This is a genomic window from Pararhodobacter zhoushanensis, from assembly GCF_025949695.1.
Lineage (GTDB): Bacteria > Pseudomonadota > Alphaproteobacteria > Rhodobacterales > Rhodobacteraceae > Pararhodobacter > Pararhodobacter zhoushanensis_A.
Map to the genome: position 1 here is coordinate 546,701 of NZ_JAPDFL010000001.1, position 23,482 is coordinate 570,182.

At 65.7% G+C, this 23,482-nt stretch carries 17 protein-coding genes and 2 pseudogenes; 7 read left to right on the forward strand and 12 right to left on the reverse strand.

The window, feature by feature from the left end; translation table 11 throughout:
- Positions 1-46: 46 nt before the first annotated feature.
- From addA to tsaE, 3 genes are read right to left on the reverse strand one after another with little or no spacing between them, the layout of a single operon-like run.
- Complete coding sequence (gene addA / locus OKW52_RS02815; RefSeq protein WP_264504363.1) at positions 47-3,361, reverse strand: double-strand break repair helicase AddA; 3,315 nt, start codon at positions 3,359-3,361, stop codon at positions 47-49.
- The gene (addB, locus tag OKW52_RS02820; RefSeq protein ID WP_264507640.1) at positions 3,354-6,272 is read right to left on the reverse strand and encodes a double-strand break repair protein AddB; all 2,919 of its coding nucleotides are present in this window, start codon (positions 6,270-6,272) and stop codon (positions 3,354-3,356) included. Before addB ends, addA begins: the two co-directional genes overlap by 8 nt.
- On the reverse strand, positions 6,265-6,693 hold the full coding sequence (gene tsaE / locus OKW52_RS02825; protein WP_264507641.1) for a tRNA (adenosine(37)-N6)-threonylcarbamoyltransferase complex ATPase subunit type 1 TsaE: 429 nt from the start codon (positions 6,691-6,693) through the stop codon (positions 6,265-6,267). Before tsaE ends, addB begins: the two co-directional genes overlap by 8 nt.
- A gap of 128 nt (positions 6,694-6,821) precedes the next feature.
- Between tsaE and hslV the strand changes: the two genes are divergently transcribed.
- Together hslV and hslU are read left to right on the forward strand one after the other, a co-directional pair.
- Entirely contained in the window at positions 6,822-7,379 is a 558-nt protein-coding gene (gene hslV / locus OKW52_RS02830; protein WP_127106341.1) for an ATP-dependent protease subunit HslV, read from the forward strand.
- Positions 7,376-8,674, forward strand: coding sequence for an ATP-dependent protease ATPase subunit HslU (gene hslU, locus OKW52_RS02835; RefSeq protein ID WP_264504364.1), 1,299 nt, complete (start codon positions 7,376-7,378; stop codon positions 8,672-8,674). The genes hslV and hslU overlap by 4 nt, the downstream gene beginning before the upstream one ends.
- Before the next feature lie 86 nt (positions 8,675-8,760).
- On the opposite strand, the gene OKW52_RS02840 is transcribed toward hslU, so the two are convergent.
- Genes OKW52_RS02840 through OKW52_RS02850 form a run of 3 tightly spaced genes read right to left on the reverse strand, consistent with a single transcriptional unit; the run spans position 8,761 to position 10,497 of the window.
- Positions 8,761-9,291 (reverse strand): GNAT family N-acetyltransferase, encoded by a 531-nt coding sequence (locus OKW52_RS02840; protein ID WP_264504365.1) that lies wholly within the window; start codon positions 9,289-9,291, stop codon positions 8,761-8,763.
- Positions 9,288-9,725 (reverse strand): acyl-CoA thioesterase, encoded by a 438-nt coding sequence (locus tag OKW52_RS02845; protein ID WP_264504366.1) that lies wholly within the window; start codon positions 9,723-9,725, stop codon positions 9,288-9,290. Before OKW52_RS02845 ends, OKW52_RS02840 begins: the two co-directional genes overlap by 4 nt.
- On the reverse strand, positions 9,718-10,497 hold the full coding sequence (locus OKW52_RS02850) for a hypothetical protein (RefSeq protein WP_264504367.1): 780 nt from the start codon (positions 10,495-10,497) through the stop codon (positions 9,718-9,720). Before OKW52_RS02850 ends, OKW52_RS02845 begins: the two co-directional genes overlap by 8 nt.
- A gap of 150 nt (positions 10,498-10,647) precedes the next feature.
- Here OKW52_RS02850 and OKW52_RS02855 point away from each other — a divergent pair.
- Positions 10,648-11,881 (forward strand): annotated as a pseudogene (locus OKW52_RS02855) (argininosuccinate synthase).
- 226 nt (positions 11,882-12,107) lie between these two features.
- Here OKW52_RS02855 and OKW52_RS02860 read toward each other — a convergent pair.
- From OKW52_RS02860 to OKW52_RS02870, 3 genes are all read right to left on the reverse strand, one after another.
- Positions 12,108-12,251 (reverse strand): hypothetical protein, encoded by a 144-nt coding sequence (locus OKW52_RS02860; protein WP_264504368.1) that lies wholly within the window; start codon positions 12,249-12,251, stop codon positions 12,108-12,110.
- Between the two features lie 108 nt (positions 12,252-12,359).
- A complete protein-coding gene (locus OKW52_RS02865; protein WP_264504369.1) occupies positions 12,360-13,232 on the reverse strand; it encodes a ribokinase in 873 nt (290 codons plus the stop codon).
- Positions 13,229-15,499 (reverse strand): NADP-dependent malic enzyme, encoded by a 2,271-nt coding sequence (locus tag OKW52_RS02870; protein ID WP_264504370.1) that lies wholly within the window; start codon positions 15,497-15,499, stop codon positions 13,229-13,231. The genes OKW52_RS02865 and OKW52_RS02870 overlap by 4 nt, the downstream gene beginning before the upstream one ends.
- Positions 15,500-15,660: 161 nt before the next feature.
- On the opposite strand from OKW52_RS02870, the gene mutS reads away from it, so the two are divergent.
- Positions 15,661-18,282: a DNA mismatch repair protein MutS gene (gene mutS, locus OKW52_RS02875; RefSeq protein WP_264507642.1), complete on the forward strand. Its 2,622-nt coding sequence runs from the start codon at positions 15,661-15,663 to the stop codon at positions 18,280-18,282.
- A gap of 89 nt (positions 18,283-18,371) precedes the next feature.
- Here mutS and OKW52_RS02880 read toward each other — a convergent pair whose 3' ends face one another.
- Entirely contained in the window at positions 18,372-18,923 is a 552-nt protein-coding gene (locus OKW52_RS02880; protein ID WP_264504371.1) for a nucleotide exchange factor GrpE, read from the reverse strand.
- A 12-nt stretch (positions 18,924-18,935) separates the two neighbouring features.
- The gene (hrcA, locus tag OKW52_RS02885; protein WP_127106368.1) at positions 18,936-20,003 is read right to left on the reverse strand and encodes a heat-inducible transcriptional repressor HrcA; all 1,068 of its coding nucleotides are present in this window, start codon (positions 20,001-20,003) and stop codon (positions 18,936-18,938) included.
- A 93-nt stretch (positions 20,004-20,096) separates the two neighbouring features.
- Between hrcA and rph the strand changes: the two genes are divergently transcribed.
- Genes rph through hemW form a run of 3 tightly spaced genes read left to right on the forward strand, consistent with a single transcriptional unit; the run spans position 20,097 to position 22,563 of the window.
- Positions 20,097-20,807, forward strand: coding sequence for a ribonuclease PH (gene rph / locus OKW52_RS02890; protein ID WP_264504372.1), 711 nt, complete (start codon positions 20,097-20,099; stop codon positions 20,805-20,807).
- Complete coding sequence (gene rdgB, locus OKW52_RS02895; protein ID WP_264504373.1) at positions 20,804-21,403, forward strand: RdgB/HAM1 family non-canonical purine NTP pyrophosphatase; 600 nt, start codon at positions 20,804-20,806, stop codon at positions 21,401-21,403. The genes rph and rdgB overlap by 4 nt, the downstream gene beginning before the upstream one ends.
- Entirely contained in the window at positions 21,400-22,563 is a 1,164-nt protein-coding gene (gene hemW, locus OKW52_RS02900) for a radical SAM family heme chaperone HemW (protein WP_264504374.1), read from the forward strand. Before rdgB ends, hemW begins: the two co-directional genes overlap by 4 nt.
- Positions 22,564-22,569: 6 nt before the next feature.
- On the opposite strand, the pseudogene OKW52_RS02905 reads toward hemW, so the two are convergent.
- A pseudogene (locus OKW52_RS02905) lies at positions 22,570-23,482 on the reverse strand (ParB/RepB/Spo0J family partition protein).

The window sequence follows — 23,482 nt, forward strand, 5'->3', positions numbered from 1 at the left end:
TGACGGCAATCTGAAAGCGGGGGGGATAACTTGTGTTCCCTTCTACCTATGAAGCCACCGCACCCCGGTCAAGGGCAGCACGCGCCAGTGCCGCCGCCACGGCCGCCGGATCCAGCGGCATCAAATGCGCCGTCGCGGTCCACAACAGGGCCGTTTCGATGCGCCGACCGGGGTAAAGCGCGCCCAGCAGATGCGCATAGGCCCCCATCTGGCGCAGCAGCCCCTCGGGCACCTGCGCCGCATCGCGCGGCACGGCACGGTTGGACTTGAAGTCGACGGCCAGAATCCGCTCAGGCGTGATGATCAGCCGGTCGATCAGCCCCCACATCTGCCGCCCGTTCCAGTCGCCCGACAGCGCCACCTCGACCAGCGCCTCACCGCTCAGGATCTCAGCCAGCGCCGGGGCGGCCATCACCGCCATCGCCTCGGCCAGACTGGCCTCGCCGTCGGGCTGCCCCAGGATCAGCGCGCCGCCGTGCAGGGCGCGCTCCGTTTCCGGCAGCGCTGGCAGCTCCTCCAACAGCCGGTGGATCAAACTCCCCCGCGCCAGCGCTACATCCGTCTCATCCCCCGCGCCCGGCAGCGCCTTCGCCCCGCCCAGCGCCGAGGGTGTCAGCGCGCGCAACCCTTCGGGTTCCGGCGGCAGATCGGGCAATTCGGCAAGGTCAGAGCCTTTTTCTGGCGGTTCCGCCCGCGCGCCCAGCGCGGGCCAATCGCCATGCGCGTGGCGCAGCCCCGCCCCGGTCGGCGTGTCCAGCGGCACCGGTGCCAGCGCCGCCATCGCGGTTTCAACCCGGCTGTACCAGCACGGCCCCTCGACGTCGCCCGCCGCACAAACGATCAGCCACCGCTCGGCCCGCGTCAGCGCGACGTACAAAAGCCGGTCGCTCTCTTCCTCGCGCAGCCGCGCGACATCCTCATCCGCCTCACGCTGCTGCAGCGTCGCACCGTCCTTGGTCGCGCGCAGGATCGGCACGCCGCCCACCTCGACCAGCGTCGCCGCGTTTGGCGCTTTGCGCGCTGCCGTGTCAGGCAGGATCACAATCGGCGCTTCCAGCCCTTTCGAGCCATGCACCGTCATCACCCGGATGCTGCGCCCGGCGGATTCCGACTGGCGCTGCACCTCGGCATCCGAAGCCTCAAGCCAGCCCAGAAACCCATCGAGCGACGGGACATGCCCGGTTTCATAGGTCAGCGCCAGATCGACGAAGGCTTCCAGCGCATCTTCAACCTCGGCTCCGAAACGGGCGCGAATCCGCCGCCGCCCGTCATGGCGGGTCAAAATCCGCTCGATCAGCTCATAGGGTCGCAGGAAATCGACCTGCCCGCGCAGATCGTCCAACACCGCGCGCACCGCCGCCAGTGCCGGTTCCTTGCGCAGCCGTTCCCACAGGAACCCCTTGCGGCCATGCGCCAGCCGGAACAGCGCGTCCTCATCCAGCCCGAACAGCGGCGAGCGCAGCGCGACGCCCAGCGACAGATCATCCTCAGGCAGCGCGAGGAACTTGAGCAGCGCGATCAGATCCTGCACCGCCAGCACGTCGCCCAGTTTCAGCCGGTCGGCCCCGGCAATCTCAAGCCCCTCGGCCTTGCACGCCCGGATCAGCGCGTGAAACAGCAAGCGCCGCCGCCGCACCAGGATCAGGAAATCGCCCTCATGCACCGGGCGCGGGCCTTTGCGCGTGTCCAACTGCTCGCCCCGGTCAATGATCGCGCGGATCTGCTGCGCGATCATCCGCGCCAGCTCGACCTCGGCGTTATCCGGCGAGGGGCGGTCGACCGGGCTCTCCCACGGCGTTTCCTCCGGCTTTTCCGGTTTGGGCACGGCGGGCCACAGATCGACCCGCCCCGCCATCGCCGGGAAAAACGCCAGATGCTCGGGCGCGCCGCCAAGGCCGCCGGCCCCGGCCTCGGGCGCAAAGCACTGGTCCACCAGCCGCAGAACCGCGTCCGATGAACGGAAGGAATGCTTCAATTCCTGCAGGCTCAGACCCTGTTCTACCGCCGCCAGCCGCGCGCGAAACTGCTCGCGCGTGCGTTCGAACCCCATCAGATCCGCGCCCTGAAACGAGTAGATCGACTGCTTGCGGTCCCCCACCACAAAGATCGTGCGCAGCTCATCGCGCGCGCCCAGACCGGCAGTGAACTCCTGCGTCAGCAACTCGATCACCCGCCACTGTCCGGGTGAGGTATCCTGCGCCTCGTCCACCAGAATGTGATCGATGCCACCGTCGAGCTTGAACAACACCCACTGCGCGACCTCGCTTTTCGACAAAAGATCGCGCGCCAGACGGATCAGATCGTCGAAATCCAGCCACCCGCGCCGCGCCTTGGCCGCATCGAAGGCCGGCAGCCACAGCCGCGCGAAACGGTGCAGCGCAAAGGCCATATCCCGCGCCGACAGCGCCAGCCGCAGGGCGCGCGCGTCCTCAACCCGCTGACCCAGCGCGTCCAGCGCGTCCAGATCATCCGGCCCGATGCTGGGCGCGGTGCCCTTGGTGACGTGTTTACCGGTCTTGGCGGTGTAGGGTTCCTTGGCCGATGCGCCGGTGAGCAGCTTGCCTTCCAACGCCGGCAAATCCGCCAGCCCCGGCTCGCGCATTCCGCTCAGCGTGTCGGCCAGTTTGTTGTCATTCGGCCCCCCCGTGCGCAGCTTGGGTACCAGACGCGCGAAAAGATCCCCCTCGTCCCCGTCGAAAACAGCCCCCAACAGCTGATCCTCATCAAACCCGCGCGGCAGATCGAACAGCGGGTCCAGATCGGGCATTTCCCCTACAAAAGCGTCTCTATGCTTGCCAAAATCGGCCAGAAGCTTGCCGAATGCCTCTTCGTTCAACCGAACCAACAGCGCGTGCATCGCCCCGGATTCCGGCCCGCGCGCGAAACGGTCCAGCAGTTCCAGCCGCAACTGCTCAAGACTGCGCTCCTCAACCTCGGAGAAGTCCGGCGTCACTGCCGCCTCCAGTGGAAAGCGACGCAGGAGCGACGAACAGAACGCATGAATCGTCTGGATCTTCAGCCCGCCCGGCGTCTCGATCGCGCGGGCAAAGAGGCGACGCGCGCGCGGCAGCAGATCAGGATCGGCGACCTGCTCGCCCATCTCCTGCAGCCGGGCGATCAGCTCGGCATCCTCCAGCATCGCCCATTCACCCAGCCGCTGGAACAGCCGGTTCTGCATCTCGCTGGCGGCGGCCTTGGTATAGGTCAGGCACAACACCCGTTGCGGCGGCGTGCCGTTCAGCAAGAGCCGCGCCACCCGGTCGATCAGCACCTTGGTCTTGCCCGAGCCCGCATTCGCCGCCAGCCAGGTCGAGGCCGAGGGTTCCGCGGCGCGGATCTGGTTCAGCGTGGCCTCATCCATCGGCGTGGCCCACGCGGATCGTCACCGGCTTGTCCGTCACTTCCCATTCCCCCCGGCGCGACAATGCGTCGTAATCGCCGTAATGCGTCTCCAGCTCGACCGCGCGCAGGGCGGTGAAGCCCTGCTCGGGGTCGCGATAGGTCGTGATCAAATCCAACAGCTTGGCCCGGTGTTCCGCCACAGTGCCCGGGTCGCTGGGCGACTCCTGCCGCTTGAAGGCGCTGCCCAGACCGACGAATTCCGCCAGCGTCACGTCGGCAGGGCCAAGGCCAAAGGCATCATCGCCCGCCATCATCGCCAGCAGAACCAGCTGGATGTTGAAGAACTCGATCTGCTTTTTGCTGGGCAGGCTGCCGGTCTTGTAGTCATAGATCTGCAGGCTGCCATCGGGCAGCCGGTCGATCCTGTCGGGCTGGCCGGTCAGTGTGAAGGGCGGATTGGCGAGGGTAATCGCGCCCCGCTCTTCCCGCAGCACCGGCTCGCTGCCCAGTGCCGCGTTCCAGTCGACAAAGTCCCGCGCCGTGCGTTCCAGCCGTGCGCGCCAGTGCAGGCGGGTCGCGACCCAGGGGCAGTGTTCGGCCAAAACAGTCTCTGCGATTGCGAAAAACGCGTCCAGATCGGCAGGCGTGCCGGGTGGATGCGCCTTGACGTAATCGTCGGGCACCTTGTGCAGCACCGTCCCGCGCAGCCGCGCGTCGGCCTGCGGGGCCAGCGGATTGAGCTTGGCCAGCCGCAGGATGCGCTCGGCGTAGATGTGATAGGGATCGCGGATCAGCTTCTCGATCCGCGTCACCGGCAACTCATTCAGCCGCGCCTGCGCGGGTGGGGCCGGGGCGGGACGCGGGCTGCGCGCGGCGCTGGCCGCAGGCACAGCGCGCAGATCGGCCTCCATAGCGTCGGCCAGCGAGAGCCACCGCGCGCCCCGGTCGCGCATCGCGGTCAGCGCGGCCTCGCCGCCCTGCGCCTTCAGCCCGCCGATCAGGTTCGTCAAGCGGTTCAGCCAGCGCGAGGGCACAGTCTCGGCCTCGGCGTTCCGGCGGGCGCGCGACAGCACGACGCGCGGCGCGCAGACGGCTTGCTGGAAGTCATGCGCGGACAGGCCAATCGCCCGCTCGGGCAGCAACAGCCCCGCGTCCAGCCGCATGCGCCGGTTGAACCACGGGTCGGGGCTGGGGGCCGAGGGCCAGGTGCCCTCGGTCAACCCGCCCATGATCACCAGATCGGCCCCCTGCGCGCGCGCCTCCAGCGTGCCCCAGATCATCACCTGCGGATGGCTTTCCAGGACTTCGCGAACCTCGCGGCCAACGAAAAGCGTCTCTAACAAAGCCGAATAGTCACTTCCGAGCATCTCACCGCCAAAGACAGCATGTTCGGTCAGATCGTCGAACAGCGACAGCGCTGCCTCGCCCGCCGCCTCTCTCCACAGCTCGCCGGTGCCGATACCCCCCGCCCCCGCCGCCAGATGTGCGATCAAAGCGGCATGGGCGGCGACCCAGTCGGCCAGCGGGCGCTCTCCCTCACCCGGCAACGCTTCCAGCGCGCCGGTAAGCCAGTCGGCCCAGGCCTTGCGCGCCTCATCACGCGCGGCGAAGCCCTCAAGCGCGGCGCGGTCGGGGAACGGGATCGCTTTGCGCCGCAGGTACAGTTCCAGATCGCGCAGATGCAGCAGATGCGGGCCGCGCTCGGTGGCGCTATGGGCAATGGGGTGTTTGAGCAGGGCAATCAGCGCCTCTGCCGTGACCGGGCGGGTCAGCAGCTCGACGCTCTGGCGCAGGAAACGACCCGGCGCGGACAGCGACAAGGGCCGCCCGGCGCTGTCATCGGGGCGCAGATGCCAGCGGTCGAGCGCGGCAGTGACACGACGCGCAAGCGTACGATCCGGCGTGATTAGAGCCGCTTTTTGCCCCTGAACCGCCGCGTCGCGCAGGCAGAGCGCGATCGCCAGCGCCTCTTGTCGCGGCGTCGCAGCCTCGATCAGCGACAGTGCCGCCGTAGGGCCGGAAAGGTCGCCCAGCCCCGGCCCATCGCGCAGCCATTGGTCGGTCACCGGCGCCGGGCGCAGCGCCAGCGAGACCAGCGCGTTGCGCGCCGGGTCGGGCGCGCTCGCCTGTGTCCACGGCTGCACGGCGCGGGGTTCTGCGCCGACACCCTCCATTAGGTGCGCATAGCGGAACTGCGGGTGGTCCTCGGATTGCAGGGGATCGTCCAGACTGCGCCAGACCGGCCCCGGCAGCGCGAAGTCGAAGCCCGGCAGCACCAGTGCGCCCTGCGGCAGCCGCGCGACGGCCTGCATCAGCAACGCGGTTGGCCCGCGTGACCCGGTTGACCCGGCGATGATCAGCGGATGGGTCGGCGGTTTCTCGGCCCAGTGCGCCGTTAACCGTTCCACCGCCGCGCGCAATTGCGCCTGCCCGCCGGATGCGGGCCCAAGGAACCGCGCGATCAGCCGAATGAAGCGCAAGGACCGGTCCCAGTGCAGCGAGTGTTGGGACACGTCGAGCTGGTCGAGAATGTCCAGTGTCACGGCCTCGCCCTGCATCTCGTCGAGCAGGCGAAACAGGCTCTCGGCCAGCGAAAACGCGGCAGAAGTCGGCCCCAGATCCGGCTCGGCCTGCAGCAGCTGACGGATCAGTTGCGCCAGTTCCAGACGGGTGCGCAGGGGGGCGTCCGTCTCACCCCCGGCTACTTGACCGATCAACCGGAGGCGCGGCAGAAACCCCGGCCCCTGCGCCATCAGCGCAGCGCGCAGACGTTCCTGCATCCGCGCGGTGTTCACCAAAACCTCGCACCGCGCCAGCGCTTCGGGCGAAAGCCCCGCCACACGTTCGCGCAACCCGCGCGCCAGTTCGGCGGGGAAATCGGCGCCCGGCGCGACACCGAAAACGCGGGGACCGTCGAGCGGTTCAAACATCGGCAAGACGCGCCTCCCAGGCTGGATCATCCGAAGCGAAGGCGACAAGCCGCCCCTCGCCTTCCAAAGAAAACTGCAATGTTAGAGCCTGTTTTGGCCGATCTGCGCCCAGTTTCTCGGGCCACTCGACCAGACACAGCGCTGTCTCGAACGCCTCGGTCAGACCCAGCTCGACCGCCTCGTCGGGATGACTGAGCCGGTAGAGATCGGCATGCCAGATCTCGATCCCGGCCTCATAGGTCTGCACCAAGGTAAATGTCGGCGACGGGATATCTTCATCCACCCCCAGCGCCCGGATCAGCGCGCGCGCGAAATGCGTCTTGCCGGCGCCGATCTGGCCGTCAAGCAACAAGACATCGCCCGCGCCGACGACACCCGCCATCGCCTGCGCGAAGCGGTCGGTGGCGTCGGGATCGGGCAGCGAGAGAGGGGGTGAACGGGTTTCATGCCCGCAGCTTAACGCCCGTGCCGGACCCCCGCCAGAGGGGGGTTCTTGCGACCAAGGCCCCCCGCCGCCATATAGGGCAGGACAATGCGAAAGGCTTGACCATGGCAGAAGACAAGTTTCCCGGCTGGCACGGAACCACGATCCTGGCCGTCAAGCGCGGCGGTGAAGTGGTCGTCGCGGGCGACGGGCAAGTGAGCCTGGGCCAGACGGTGATCAAGGGCTCGGCCCGCAAGGTGCGCCGGATCGGGGCACCGGGACGTGAAGTGGTGGTGGGCTTTGCCGGGTCGACCGCCGACGCGTTTACCTTGCTGGAGCGGCTGGAGAAAAAGCTGGAGGCGAGCCCGGGCCAGCTGACCCGCGCCTGCGTCGAACTGGCGAAGGACTGGCGCATGGACAAATACCTGCGCAATCTTGAGGCCATGCTGATCGTCACCGATGGCGATGACCTGCTGGTCATCACCGGCGCGGGTGACGTGCTGGAACCGGAATATGACATCGCCGCGATCGGCTCGGGCGGCAATTTCGCCGCGGCGGCGGCGCGCGGGCTGATGGAGACCGACCTTCCCGCCGAAGAGGTGGCGCGCAAGGCGATGGCGATTGCCGCGTCGATCTGTGTCTACACCAACGGCAACCTGACCGTGGAGAGCATCCGCAAATGACCGACCTGACCCCCCGCGAAATCGTCAGCGAGCTGGATCGCTTCATCATCGGCCAGGCCGACGCCAAGCGCGCCGTCGCCGTGGCGCTGCGCAGCCGGTGGCGGCGTCGGCAACTGTCTGCGGATCTGCGTGACGAGGTGTATCCCAAGAACATCCTGATGATCGGCCCCACCGGTGTCGGCAAGACCGAGATCAGCCGTCGTCTGGCCAAGCTGGCCAAAGCGCCCTTCCTGAAGGTCGAGGCGACGAAGTTCACCGAAGTCGGCTATGTCGGCCGCGATGTCGAGCAGATCATCCGCGATCTGGTGGATGCGGCGATGGCGATGACCCGTGAGGCGATGCGCGAAGATGTCCGTGCCCGGGCGCAGGCGAATGCGGAAGAGCGGGTGCTGGATGCGATTGCGGGCAAGGACTCGCGCTCGGGCACGCGGGATCTGTTCCGCAAGAAGCTGCGCGCCGGTGAGCTGGACGACACGATGATCGAGCTGGAAATCGCCGACGCCGCGCCGTCGATGCCGATGCTGGAACTGCCGGGCATGCAGGCGCAGGGGATGAATCTGGGCGATCTGTTCGGCAAGGCGTTCGGCGGGCGCACGACCAAGAAACGCATGACGGTGATGGAAAGCCACGACATCCTGCTGAGCGAAGAGGCCGACAAGCTGCTGGACGAGGAGGCGGTGAAGGTCGCCGCCGTCGAGGCGGTCGAGCAGAACGGCATCGTGTTTCTGGACGAGATCGACAAGGTCTGCGCGCGGGCCGAAACGCGCGGGGCGGATGTGAGCCGGGAAGGTGTGCAGCGCGATTTGCTGCCGTTGATCGAGGGCACGACGGTTTCCACCAAGCACGGGCCGGTCAAGACGGATCATATCCTGTTCATCGCGAGCGGTGCGTTTCACGTCGCCAAGCCGTCGGATCTGCTGCCGGAACTGCAGGGGCGTCTGCCGATCCGGGTCGAGCTGCGGGCGCTGACCGAGGATGACTTTGTGCGCATCCTGACCGAGACGGACAACGCGCTGACCCGGCAGTATACCGCGCTGATGAAGACCGAGGAGGTCGAGGTGAGCTTCACCGAAGACGGCATCCACGCGCTGGCGCGGATCGCGGCCGAGGTGAACACGGCGGTCGAGAATATCGGCGCGCGGCGGCTCTATACGGTGATGGAACGGGTGTTCGAGGAGCTGAGCTTTGCCGCGCCGGACCGGGGCGGACAATCGGTGGTGGTGGACGCGGCTTTTGTCGAGAAGAACATCGGCGAACTGTCGCGCTCGACCGATCTGAGCCGCTACGTGTTGTAATGTCCCACGATGGGACGAAGCCGTCCCATGAACAAAAACAGGGGGTTAGCGCCGCGCGTTAACCCCCTGTTCACTTGTTCTTGCGCTCAAGCCAGCAGCGCGCAGGCGTAGAAGTCGGTGTCATCGGTTGCTTGCTCAAGCGTGGACCCGGCCTTTTGCAGCACGCGCGCCGACGCCGGGTTGTCGCGTGAGACACCGCCGATCAGGTGTAGTGGGGCCGCCCGTTGCGCCACGTCGAGCAGACCGCAAACCAACTCGGTCGCATAGCCGCGGCCCCAGACGGCTTGATCCAGAAGATAGCCAAGATGCAGACTTGGAACCGGGTCGGCCGTCGTGTTCAGGATCAGCAGCCCGACCAATTCGTGTCCGTTCAACCCACGCAGAACAAACACGTCGCTTTCAACGGCCCGGTCGTCGATCCACGCCGACACCGTCTGTCCCGTCGCCTGACGCTGCATTGATGGGGGAAGATCGCCCAGAACCCCGGCCGACAGAAGGGTGTCGAGCTCATCTTCCAACGCGCGGCGCTGTGCGGGGTCACACAGGATCGGCGCCCAGCGGACAACAGACAACCGCTCGGTGGCAAAATCGGCAATCGGCGCCGGATGGGGTGTCATTCGTCAACCAGATAGGGTGCGAGCCTTTCGCGCACCGCGTCCGGCATCGGGGCCGAGGCGCGGGTTTTGGGGTCGAAGAACACCTCGGTCAGGTCATAGGTCGCGTGCAGCGCGCCGGTTTCGGCGTGGATCATGCGCAGATGGAAGGTCATCGACCGGCCCCCCAACCGCTTGACCGCGCCGTCGATGATCACCCCGTCACCGGCCTTCAGCTCCTTGATGAAATTCGTTTCGGCCTTGGCCGAGACGATGTGGACACCGTGTTCCTCGAGCATCCACGAGATGGGAATGCCAAGGCTGGTGTACAGAAAGAACGACGCGTCATCGAAGAACGGCGCGTAGTGGCGGACGTTCATGTGGCCGAAAATGTCGTGGTGCCACGGGTGGACCACGGCGCGCAGCAGTTCGGGGCGGGGGGCAACGGGATCAGACATTGAGCGTGCGTTTCTCGACATAAACACCGTAGATCGTGGTCAGGATCGACGCGCCGACCATCATCGCCACCCAGTTCGCCATGGCAGCCCAAAGCAGGCCCAGCGGCACGGAAACATCGGCGAGGAAAGACGCGGGAAGGTTGATCAGCCCGCTGCCGACAATCGTGATGATCCCCAGCAAGATCAGCGACGCGCCGCCGTCCTTGGTGGCGGACCATGCCTCTTTCAGCTTCAGGCGGTTCTCGATTGCTGCGGCGGGCAGGACAGGAGACAGACGGTAGGCGAGCCAGATCACGGGGAAAAAGACGATCACGGCGGACAAAATCCCGGCGGCCATGTGGGACTGGGAGCCCGGGCTGAGCACAATGAAGGCGACCACCCCGGCGAGCAGTCCCAGCGGGATCGCCACGATTGCAATGGTCAGGCTGTAAAAGAACCCGGCGACGATATAGCGCCAGATCGCGCTGCCGCTAAAGCGCGGGACAAAAGCGCCCGGCTCTTCTTCCAGCAGGATGTAGCGGTGCCACGCGACGACGACCCACAGGCCGATGATGATCTGCGCGATGTTCAGCAAGAGCAGGCCGGGCGAGGTGAAGACGGCGGGCATGACGGCGTCCGTCGTCGTTGCCGCAGGCGGGTTAAAATACGCAGCACCGGTGAGCTGCAGCAGCACTACCATCACCAGCAGCGCCACGCCGCCGATCCGCAACACGGTGTTGAAATTGCCAAAGACCATGCGCACTGCATGGGTAAAAATCTCGATGCCGCGCATCCTGAACACTCCTTAAACGATGCTGCACTCTCCCCCGATCCCCTCAAGGGTGTCAATTGCCGTTCCCGGCCCGGTTGCAACGCGCCGGGGTGTTGCGCAGGCGGGGTAAAGCGGATAGCCAGTGGCCGTTCAATCCTTGGAGATTTGCCCATGTCCGCGCCCAAGAAAGTCGTGCTGGCCTATTCTGGCGGGCTCGATACCTCGATCATCCTGAAATGGCTGCAAACCGAATACGGTTGCGAGGTTATCACCTACACCGCCGATCTCGGCCAGGGCGAGGAGCTGGAACCGGCGCGCGCCAAGGCCCTGATGATGGGCATCAAGGAAGAGAACATCCATATCATGGATGTTCGCGAGGAATTCGTGCGCGACTTCGTGTTCCCGATGTTCCGCGCCAATGCCGTGTATGAGGGGCTCTATCTGCTGGGCACCTCGATCGCGCGCCCGTTGATTTCCAAACATCTGGTCGAGCTGGCGCACAAGCATGGCGCCGATGCCGTGGCGCATGGCGCGACCGGCAAGGGCAACGATCAGGTTCGCTTCGAGCTCAGCGCCTATGCGCTGGACCCGTCGATCCGCGTGATCGCGCCCTGGCGTGAGTGGGATCTGTCGAGCCGCACCAAGCTGCTGGAATTCGCCGAACAGCACCAGATTCCGATTGCCAAGAACAAGCGCGGCGAAGCGCCGTTCTCGGTCGATGCGAACCTGCTGCACACCTCGTCCGAGGGGCGCATTCTGGAAGACCCGGGTGTCGAGGCCCCCGATTACGTCGCCCAGCGCATCACCGCTGTCGAAGACGCGCCCGATACGCCCGAGTTCATCGAGATCGCCTACGAGCGGGGCGATCCGGTTGCGATCAACGGCGAGGCGATGTCGCCGGCGACGATCCTGACCAAGCTGAACGAGATTGGTGGCAAGCATGGTATCGGCCTGCTCGACTTTGTGGAAAACCGCTTCGTCGGCATGAAATCGCGCGGGGTCTATGAGACGCCGGGCGGCACGATCATGCTGGAAGGCCATCGCGGCATCGAACAGATCACGCTGGATGCGGGCGCGGGTCATCTGAAAGATCTCGATCATGCCGCGCTATGCCGAGCTGATCTACAACGGCTTCTGGTTCTCGCCCGAGCGTGAGATGCTGCAGGCGCTGATCGACAAGAGCCAGGAGCATGTGTCCGGCACGGTCAAGCTGAAGCTCTACAAGGGCTCGGTGCGGACCGTGGCGCGCTGGTCCGAGCATTCGCTCTACAGCGAGGCGCATGTGACGTTCGAAGACGACGCCGGTGCGTATGACCAGAAAGACGCCGCCGGGTTCATCCGCCTGAACGCGCTGCGTCTGAAGCTGATCGCCACGCGCAATGCGCGGGTGGCGGGGAAAGAGTAAACCTTTCCCAACGGTGCAATGAAAAAAACGGGTCGCGGAAACGCGGCCCGTTTTCTTGTTGAGGTCGTCCAGGAGGAGGTCAGCGGTCAGCCTGAGGGGGAACAATCAGCCTGACCGCCGGGTCGAACAGCCCGAAGGCTGCATCCGGTATGGTCCTGAGACCCGGTGAGCCAGTAACGACGATCGCTGCCAGGAAACCGTCGAACCGGGGGTCACCGCCGGTAGATCACATCATCAGCGCGAAGATCCCGATCCACATCAGCGAACCAACGGCGACGGCCAGCGCGATGCCAGCACCGGCAGGCAAGGACGTGCCTTGCTGTTGGGCGGGCGTGTACGGGGTGGCGGCGGTATCGGCACGAGTGTTCATGTCGCGGTCTCCAGATCCTGAGCCACACGATAGCGGCACATCTCTGAAGAAACGCTTAACGGCGGCAAAAAGATGGCAAGGATCGGGCGATTCTGCGCGGGGGTACGGTCAACCGGCGAGAAGTTGCTCAACTTTGGCGCGATCTGGCATCGCCGGGGCCGCGCCGGGCTGCGTCACTTGCAGGGCAGCGGCGGCGGCGGCGTAGCGCAGGGCCTGGGCGGGGGTCGCGCCCCGGTCGAGCGCGGCGGCGAGCGAGCCGGCGAAACAGTCACCCGCGCCGGTGGTATCGACGGGGGTGACGGGGAAAGAGGGTTGGAAAAGCGGCTCTGTGCCTGCAGAAATCCACTCGGCACCCTGTGCGCCACGGGTGACGATCACCGCCTCGACAGGCTGATCGGGCAGCGCAGTGCCGGTGGATTTCACCAGCGCGGCGGCTTCTCCGGCGTTGACCAGCAGATGCGTCACATGGGGCAGGATGGCGCGCAGCGGGTCCGGCGCGAAGGGGGCGGCGGAGTAGAAGACGCGCAGGCCCCGGGCGCGGGCGATCCGGGCGGCTTCAACTTGATGCGAGGTCTCATTCTGCACCAGCAGACAATCGCCCGGCTTTGCCGTCGCCAGCGCCGCGTCGATCATCGCCAGATCCTGCGCCTGATTGGCGCCGGGATGGATGATGATCTGATTCTCGCCCGCGTCATCGACGGCCACGATGGCGTGGCCCGTCCCCTGCCTGACCCGCGCAATGCGGTCCAACGCGATGCCGTGGGCGGTCAGCTGCGCCTCGATCCACGCGTCGCCCCGACCCACGGCACCGATATGCACGACCTTTGCCCCAGCCCTGAGCGCCGCGACGCTCTGGTTGACGCCCTTGCCGCCCAGTCCGGGGGTGTGCGAGCTTGCCGAGAGCGTCTCGCCCGCCTGCGGTAGCGCAGGCAGGCGGTAGACGTGGTCGATGTTGATCGAGCCGAGGCAGAAGACGGTCATTTCGAGACGTGACCCACGCGGCAGGCGGCCATGACGGCCATGTTCATGATGTCATTGACCGTCGCCCCGGTGGACAGGATCTGAATCGGCTTGGGCACGCCGGTCAGGATGGGGCCGATCACCGTGGCCCCGGCCATTTCCTGCATCAGCTTGACCGAGATCGAGGCCGAATGCCGGGCCGGGCAGACGAGGATATTCGCCGGGCCGGTGAGGCGCGAAAACGGATACGCTTCGGCGGCCTTGGGGTTGAGGGCGACGTCGACGGTCATCTCGCCCTCATACTCGAAATCGACGCCGCGCCGGTCGAGCACGTCAGGAGCGACGTGCATTTTCTCGGACCGTTCCGAAATCGGATAGCCGAAGGTCGAGAAGCTGACGAAGGCCACGCGCGGCTCGATCCCCAGACTGCGCGCCACCCCCGCCGAGCGGATGGCGATGTCGGCCAGATCCTCTTCCTCGGGCCATTCATGCACCAGCGTATCGGCGATCAGCACGATCCGGCCCTTGTGCAGCAGCACCGAGACACCGACCGCACCATCCTGCGCGCGCGCGTCGAAGACGTGGTTGATCATGTCCATGACCAGCGCCGATTTGCGCGTCGCCCCGGTGACCAGCGCGTCGCCATGCCCGTGCTGAAGCATCAGCGCCGAGAAGATGTGCCGGTCGCGGGTGGTCATGCGATGGACGTCGCGTTGGTCGAAGCCTTTGCGTTGCAGGCGTTTGTAGAGATAGTTCTTGTACACCTCGAGGTGGCGCGTGTTGGCGGCATTCACCACCGTCAGTTCGCGCACCGCGTCGGCCAGACCGGCGGTTTCCAGACGGCGTTTGACGTCTTCCTCCTGGCCCACCACCAGCGCCTTGCCCAGACCGGCGCGCTGATAGGCGACGGCGGCGCGCAGCACGCGCTCGTCATCGCCTTCGGCAAAGATCATCCGCGATTGCGCCTGACGGGCGCGAGCGAACAGGCTCTGCTGGATCGAGGCCGTCGGGTCCATGCGCGAGCGCAGGGTGTGGCGGTAGGCGTCCATGTCGATGATCGGACGGCGCGCGACGCCGGTGTCCATGCCCGCCTTGGCGACGGCGGGCGGGATCACGTAGATCAGGCGCGGATCAAACGGCGTGGGGATGATGTAATCGCGGCCAAAGCTGAGCTTGCGACCGTAGGCCATGGCGACCTCATCGGGCACGTCTTCACGCGCGAGTTCGGCCAGCGCACGGGCGCAGGCGATCTTCATCTCATCGTTGATCGCCCGGGCGTGGATATCCAGCGCGCCGCGGAACAGGTAGGGGAAGCCGAGGACGTTATTGACCTGATTGGGATAATCCGAGCGCCCGGTGGCGACGATGGCGTCGGCGCGCACGGCATGGGCCTCTTCCGGCGTGATCTCAGGATCGGGGTTGGCCATGGCGAAGATGACCGGGTTGTCGGCCATGGATTCGACCATCGCGGGCGTCACCGCCCCCTTGGCCGATACGCCAAGGAACACATCCGCCCCGCGCATCGCCTCTTCCAGCGTGCGGGCGTCGGTGGTGGCGGCATGGGCCGATTTCCACTGGTTCATACCCTCGCTGCGGCCCTGATAGATCACGCCCTTGGTGTCGCACATGATGCAGTTGTCATGCTGCGCGCCCATCGACTTGAGCAGTTCCAGACAGGCGATCCCGGCGGCCCCTGCCCCGTTCAGGACGATCTTCACATTCTCGATCTTCTTGCCGCTGATCTCCAGCGCGTTGATCAGTCCGGCGGCGCAGATCACGGCGGTGCCGTGCTGGTCATCGTGAAACACCGGAATGTCGCAGAGTTCCTTGAGGCGCTGCTCGATGATGAAACACTCGGGCGCCTTGATGTCCTCAAGATTGATGCCCCCGAAGGTGGGGGACATCAGGTGCACGGCCTTGATGATCTCGTCCGCGTCTTCGGTCGCCAGCTCGATGTCGATGGCGTTGACGTCGGCGAAGCGTTTGAACAGGACCGCCTTGCCCTCCATCACCGGCTTGGAGGCCAGCGCGCCCAGATTGCCCATGCCCAGAATGGCGGTGCCGTTCGATATCACGGCGACCATGTTGCCCTTGACGGTATAGTCATAAGCAAGCCCCGGATCGCGGGCGATCGCCTCGACGGGAACCGCCACACCGGGCGAATAGGCCAGCGACAGGTCGCGCTGGGTGGCCATCGGCGTGGTGGCGACGATCTCGTATTTGCCGGGGGTCGGCTCGAAATGATAGGCCAGCGCCTCTTCAGGCGTGATGCGGGACTTGCGGGACATGGGGCCTCCTCCAACAGAGGTTCTGCATAGCGCGGGCGTGCGCATCGAACAACGCGGGAATCGGGCCTTTTCGGCGGTCGGGGGTTTTGTAGGGTCGCGCCGATGACGGGGAGAGTTCAGTGAACGACGCGCAAGTCACGGTGCCAGCCGGTGTAACGCCGATGATGGCCCAATTTCTGGAAATCAAAGCCCAGCACGCCGATGCGCTGCTGTTTTACCGCATGGGCGATTTCTATGAGATGTTCTTTGACGACGCGGTGGCGGCCTCGGCCGCGCTGGACATTGCGCTGACCAAGCGCGGCAAGCATCTGGATGAAGACATTCCGATGTGCGGCGTGCCGATCCATGCCGCCGAGGGCTATCTGCTGACGCTGATCCGCAAGGGATTCCGCGTGGCGATTGCCGAACAGATGGAAGACCCCGCCGAAGCCAAGAAGCGCGGCTCGAAATCGGTGGTGCGGCGCGAGGTGGTGCGGCTGGTGACGCCGGGCACGCTGACCGAGGATGCGCTGCTGGAACCCCGGCGGCACAACTTTCTGGCCGCCTGGGCGGATATTCGCGGCGAGGCGGCGCTGGCCTGGGCGGATATTTCCACCGGCGAGCTGCGCGTGGTTCCCTGCCCGCGCGTGCGGCTGGCACCCGAGCTGTCGCGGCTGGGCGCGCGCGAGCTGGTGGTGCCCGAGGACATGGCCGGTGAGCTGCGCGAGATGGCGGGCGAGATGGCGCTGGCGCTGGCCGAGCGGGGCCGCGCAAGCTTTGACAGCGCGGCCGGGACCAAGCGGCTGTGCGCGCTGTTCGGGGTGAGCACGCTGGATGGGTTCGGCAGCTTCACGCGCGAGGAGATCGCGGCGCTGGGGGCCTTGGTCGATTATCTGGACCTGACGCAAAAAGGCCGGATGCCACTGTTGCGCACGCCGGTGAAGGAAAGCGCCGGCGCGGCGATGCAGATCGACGGGCCGACGCGGCGCAATCTGGAACTGACGCAGGCGTTGGCCGGGGGGCGTGAGGGCTCGTTGTTGGCCTCGATTGATACCACGGTCACGGCGGGGGGTGCGCGGCTGCTGGAGCGGCGGGTTTCCAGCCCCTCGTGCGATCTGGGGGTGATCCGGGCGCGGCTGGCGGCGGTCGAGGCGCTGGTGGGCGATGATTTGTTGCGCGGTGACCTGCGCGCGGCCCTGAAGGCGGTGCCGGATATTGACCGGGCGCTGTCGCGGCTGGCGCTGGAGCGCGGCGGGCCGCGCGATCTGGCGATGCTGCGCAGTGGCTTGGCGCAGGCCGGGCTGCTGGCGGGCATGCTGGCCGGGGATCTGCCGGACGTGCTGGTCAGCGCGCGGCGGGCATTGGTCGGGCATGACGAATTGGCCGGGCTGCTGGAGGGCACGCTAGCGCAGGATCCGCCGCTGATGGTGCGGGACGGCGGGTTTATCGCGTCTGGCGTAGACGCCGATCTGGACGCCGCGCGCGAGCTGCGCGACGAGGGGCGCAGCGTGATCGCGCGGATGCAGGCGGAGTATGCGACCGAGACGGGGATTTCGGGGCTGAAGATCAAGCATAACAACGTGTTGGGGTATTTTATCGAGACGACCTCGACCCACGCCGAAAAGATGCTGTCGGCCCCGTTGAACGAACGCTTCATGCACCGGCAGACCACGGCCAATCAGGTGCGGTTCACCACGCTGGCGCTGTCCGAGATGGAGACCAAGATCCACAACGCGGGCGCGCGGGCGCTGGAGATCGAGAAACGGCTGTTCGAGGAGCTGCGCGGCGCGGTGATGGCTGCGTCCGCGAAGGTACATGGTGCGGCGCGGGCGCTGGCTGAGGTGGACGTGACGAGCGCGTTTGCCGAACTGGCGCGGGTACGCGACTGGGCGAAGCCACGCGTCGATGACAGCCGGGCCTTTGTCGTCGAGGCCGGGCGGCATCCGGTGGTCGAGGCGGCGCTGGCGCGGGCCGGGCAGCCCTTTGTCGCCAACGGGCTGGATCTGGAGCCCGGCGACAAGGGTGCCGCTGTGTGGCTGGTCACAGGGCCGAACATGGCCGGTAAATCGACCTTCCTGCGCCAGAACGCGCTGATCGCCATTCTGGCGCAGGCCGGGGGCTATGTGCCCGCGCGCGCGGCGCATATCGGCATGGTCGAGCAGGTGTTCAGCCGTGTGGGGGCCTCGGACGATCTGGCGCGGGGGCGGTCGACCTTCATGGTCGAGATGGTCGAGACGGCGGCGATCGTGAATCAGGCCGGGCCGCGGGCCTTTGTGATCCTGGATGAGATCGGGCGCGGCACGGCGACCTATGACGGGTTGTCGATTGCCTGGGCGGTGCTGGAGCATCTGCACAGCGTGAACCGCTGCCGCGCGTTGTTTGCCACCCATTATCACGAGATGGTCGGGCTGGCCGACCGGCTGGAGGGCGTGGAGAACGCCACCGTCGCGGTGCGCGAGTGGGAGGGCGATGTGGTCTTTCTGCACGAGGTGCGCAAGGGTGCGGCGGATCGCAGCTATGGCGTGCAGGTGGCACGCCTTGCCGGGCTGCCGGATGCGGTGATCGTGCGGGCGCGCGAAGTGCTGGAGATGCTGGAGCGCGGCGACGAGGGGCAGCGCGGGGCGACGACGCTGATCGACGATCTGCCGCTGTTCGCGATGAGCGCCCCTGCCCCGGTCAGGAAAGCAGCGCCCAAGGTGTCGGTGGTCGAGGAGCGGCTGAAAGACGTGCATCCCGACGCGCTGAGCCCGCGCGAGGCGCTGGCGTTGCTGTATGAGCTGCGGGGCTTGCTGGGCGGGGCGTAGGTCGGGGTTTCACCCCGACCTCCGTGGCCCGCGATGTCGGGGTGAAACCCCGACCTACGGGGCCGCCCGAGGGTGGGCGGCCGTTTGCTTTACTTGGCAGGCGTGGACGAAACGCCGACCTGCGCGGGGCGCAAGAGGTGCTCGTGCAGGCGGAAGCCTTCGGTGACGACCTGGACGATCTGTCCGGCCTTGGTGCCGGGCACCGGGGCTTCGAACATCGCCTCGTGGAAATGCGGGTCGAACGCGTCGCCAACCTCGGGCGCGACGCGCACGATGCCGTGGCGGGAGAAGATGTTGGTCAGCTCGCGCAGGGTCAGATCCAGACCGTCGACCATGCCTTTGGCGCGGTCGCGGGTTTCGTCGTCGATCAACGACAGGGCCTGACCCAGATAGTCATAGACCGCCAGCATGTCGCGGGCGAGCTTCTGGCCACCGTAGATGCCAGCCTCGCGTCGGTCTTTTTCGCTGCGCTTGCGGAGGTTCTCCAGGTCAGCGAGCGAGCGCATCAGACGGTCACGCATCTCACCGCGCTCGACCTCGAACGCGGCATGCGCGGCGTCGAGGGCCGCGTGAAGATCGAGGGCTTCGGGAGCCTCGGTTTCGGCGCCGGTCTCAGCCGGGGTTTCCTGGGAGTCAGCCATATGTTCCTCGTGTCAATCGGAACCCAGCTCGGTCAGCATGCGGCCGACGAGTTGGGCAGTGTAGTCTACAATCGGCACGATGCGTCCGTAGTTCAGTCGCGTGGGACCGATCACGCCGACCGCGCCGACAATCTTGCTGTCGGCGTTCATATATGGAGAAACGACCAGAGTGGAACCCGTTAGCGAAAAAAGCTTGTTCTCGGCGCCAATGAAAATGCGCACGCCCTCACCTTTTTCGGTGTGCTCCAGCACTTCAGCGATGTCACGCTTGCGTTCGAGGTCATCGAACAGCTCGCGGATGCGCTGAAGGCTGTCGGAATCGGTCTGTTCCAGCAGGTTCGCACGGCCCCGGACGATCAGGCGTTCGTGACGTTCGCCCTGATGTTCCCACAGCGCCATGCCGCGCTCGATCAGGTCCGTGGCGATCGAGTCGATCTCGCGCCGGCCCGCCGCGATTTCGGTGCGCATCTTGTGGCGCAGTTCGGTCAGGGTGAGGCCGGCGGCGAGGGCGTTGATGAAATTGACCGCTTCGCGCAGGGCCGAGGGCAGCAGACCCGGCGGCGGGGTGAAGACGCGGTTTTCGACCTGACCATCGGCGAAAACCAGCACGACAAGGGCGCGGTCGTTGGAGATGGGCACGAACTCGATGTGCTTGATCGGCGCTTCGTGTTTCGGCGCAAGGACCAGCGAGGCACCGCGGGTGATGCCCGACAGCGCGTTGCCGACGCGGTCCAGCAGCGTGGTGACGTCACGTTCGTTGGACTGGCGCGTGGCCTCAAGGCGTTCGCGGTCAGCGGTGGTGACGGGGTCAACCTCGAGCAGCGCATCGACGAACAGCCGCAGCCCCTGCTGGGTGGGCACCCGGCCCGCCGAGATATGCGGGCTTTCCAGCAGGCCAAGGTATTCCAGATCGTTCATCACGTTGCGGATCGTCGCGGGCGAGAGTTTTTCATTAAAATCACGCGTGATGGTGCGCGAGCCGACGGGTGTGCCGGATTGCAGATAGCTGTCGACCACCCGGCGAAACACTTCGCGGGCGCGGTCGTTGAGGTCATGAAAGGCAGTCTGATCAGCTGGCATGGGCACCGATGCACTCTGTTGGCGCGTCAATCCGGTTGCAACGACGGTTGCGCCCCCTGTATCTGGGTCTCCAGATCATAAGAGGAAACGGACATGCGTCCTTCTGGAAGACACTTAGATGAAATGCGGGCAGTTTCAATCGAAACCGGCGTGATGCGGCATGCTGAGGGCTCGTGCCTGATCAAAGTCGGCAACACGCATGTTTTGTGCACGGCCTCGGTTGAAGAGCGCACGCCGCCGTTTTTGAAGAACACCGGGCTGGGCTGGGTGACGGCAGAGTATGGCATGCTGCCGCGCGCCACCAACACGCGCAACCGTCGCGAGGCAGCGCAGGGCAAGCAGGGCGGAAGAACGGTTGAAATTCAACGTCTTATCGGTCGGTCACTGCGCGCGGGGATTGACCGTTCGGCACTGGGTGAGCGGCAGATCACTGTCGACTGCGACGTGATCCAGGCGGATGGCGGCACGCGCTGCGCGTCGATCACCGGCGGCTGGGTGGCGCTGCGGCTGGCGATCAACACGCTGATGAAGACCGGTGCGATCAAGTCGGACCCGATGATCGGGCATGTCGCGGCGGTTTCTTGCGGTATTTATGCCGGGCAGCCGGTGCTGGATCTGGATTACGATGAAGACAGCGTTGCCGGTGTCGACGGGAATTTCGTCATGCTGGACGACGGGCGCCTGATCGAAGTGCAGATGTCGGGCGAAACGACGGTGTTTGGCCGTAGCGAACTGGGGACGATGCTGGATCTCGCGGAAAAAGGCATGGCCGGACTGGTGGCAGCGCAAAAGGCGGCGTTGTGAGCCTGGCGGGCACCACCCTGCTGTTCGCGACGCATAACGCGGGCAAGGTTGAAGAAATGCGGCAACTGCTGTCTCCCTACGGGGTGACAGTGGTGTCCGCTGCCGAGCGCGGTTTGCCCGAACCGGAAGAGACCGAAGACAGCTTTGTCGGCAACGCGCGGATCAAGGCCCACGCCGCCGCGAAGGCGACGGGGTTGGTGGTGTTGGCCGACGACTCGGGGCTGTGCGTCGATGCGCTGGACGGCGCGCCCGGGGTCTATACGGCCGACTGGGCGGAAGGGCCTGGCGGACGGGATTTCATGCGGGCAATGGAGAAGACACGCGCGGCTTTGGGCGACGCGCCAGAACCTTGGGGCGCCGAGTTTCGCTGCACACTGGTGATGGCGTGGCCGGACGGGACGGATGAGGTTTATGAAGGCGTCGTTCGCGGCACTTTGGTTTGGCCCATCCGTGGCGCGCAGGGGCATGGGTATGACCCGATGTTCGTGCCCGAGGGCGAGGATGTGACCTTTGCCGAGATGACCGCAGCGCAAAAGAATGCGTTGTCCCATCGCGCACGCGCGTTGCAGGCACTCATCGGGGCTCGTTTCACGTGAAACACTCCGGCCCGGATGATTGGCGAAACGGCGGGTTTGGGCTGTACGTCCACTGGCCGTTTTGCGCGGCCAAGTGCCCGTATTGCGATTTCAACAGCCATGTGGCCAAGGAAATCACCCATGACGCGTGGCGCGAGGCCTACGTGGCCGAGATCGCGCGATGGGCTGAACGGACGCCGGGGCGCGTGCTGACGTCGATCTTTTTCGGCGGTGGCACCCCGTCGCTGATGGAGCCCGAGACGGTTGCGGCGGTGATCGATGCAGCCAAGACGGCGTGGACCCCGGCCAATGATCTGGAAATCACGCTGGAAGCGAATCCCACATCCGTCGAGATGGGCCGATTTCAAGGCTTTGCGGATGCCGGGGTGAACCGGGTCTCACTGGGCGTGCAGGCACTGGATGACGAGGCCTTGCGGCTGTTGGGTCGTCGGCACAGCGTGGCTGAGGCGATGGCGGCCTGGGATGTGGCGAATACGGTCTTTTCACGCACCAGTCTGGATCTGATCTACGCACGCCAGTTTCAGGAACAAGAGGCGTGGCGGCGTGAGTTGACCACCGCCTTGTCCCTGAAGCCGACGCATCTGTCGCTGTACCAACTGACCATTGAAGACGGCACCGCGTTTGGCGATCGGTGGGCGAACGGAAAGCTGCCCGGCCTGCCGAGCGAAGACCGGGGCGCCGACCTGTGGGACATTACCCAAGACATGTGCGGATCTGCCGGTTTGATGGCCTATGAGGTTTCGAATCATGCCGTTGCGGGCGAGGAATCGCGCCACAATCAGGTCTACTGGCGCTATGGCGATTATGTCGGCATCGGGCCGGGCGCGCATGGACGGATCTCATCCCCGCGCGGACGGAGCGCGACCGTTGCCGAGCGCGCGCCGATTGGGTGGTTGAGTTCCATTCAGAAGCGCAGCCCAGCGGTCGATGAAAGCGCCATCGAGCCCGAAGAACAGGCCATGGAATACCTGATGATGGGGATGCGTCTGTCGGAAGGGATAGATCTTGAGCGCTTTGCCCAGATGAAAGGCCGTCCCCTTGAGGAGACGGCCGTGGTTCAACTGGAAGAGTTGGGTCTGGTCACGCGGAAAGACGGGCGCTTGGCGGTGACGGCATCTGGCAGACCGGTGCTCAACAGCGTGCTGCGCGCCCTGTTCTGAGGCGTGTCAGCGCACCGAGGACAAAAGTTGGCAGAGTTGGTCGAGTTGATCGAGCGTCTTGTACCGGATCGTCACCTGCCCCTCGCCCCCTGCCCTATGGTCAATGACCACGCCCATCTGCAGATTGGCTGAGAGATCTTCCTCAAGCGCACGCGTGTCCGCGTCTTTCTGTCGGTTCTCACGCGGGGAATTGGTGCTGGTGCGCGGGTTGGTGGCGATGCGGCGCGCGAGGTCTTCGGTTTCGCGTACCGAGAGCCCTTCACCGGCCACCTTCAGTGCCAGCGCAATCGGGTTTTCGGCAGTGACCAGGGCGCGCGCGTGTCCGGCGCTGATCGTACCGGCAATGACCATGTTCTGCACATCTTGCGGAAGGTTCAGCAATCTCAACAGGTTAGCGATGTGGCTGCGGCTCTTGCCAAGCGCCTCGGCGACGCGCTCCTGGGTATGGCCAAAGCGGTCAATCAGTTGCCGATAGCTGGCGGCCTCTTCAATCGCGTTCAATCCTTCGCGCTGGATGTTCTCGATAATTGCGACTTCGAGAACTTCCTGATCGTTGAACTCACGAATCAGAACAGGGATTTCGGCCAGTTGTGCCAATTGCGCCGCGCGCCAACGGCGTTCGCCGGCGACGATTTCATACATCCCCGGCAGGTTCGGCGCGGGACGCACCACCAGCGGCTGAACGATGCCCTTCTCACGGATGGAATCAGACAGTTCTTTGAGCGCGCGCTCGTCAAACTTGCGGCGCGGCTGATCGGGGTTTGCGCGAATTGATTCAACAGGGAGCGAGATCGACGTTGCGCCGCTGAACTTCCTTCGGTGTGAGAGGGTCGTTAACCCCCGCATCGATGCCAATATCGGCCATCAGCGCGGTCAGACCACGGCCCAACCCGCGACGCTCTGGTTTCCGTTCGGTCAT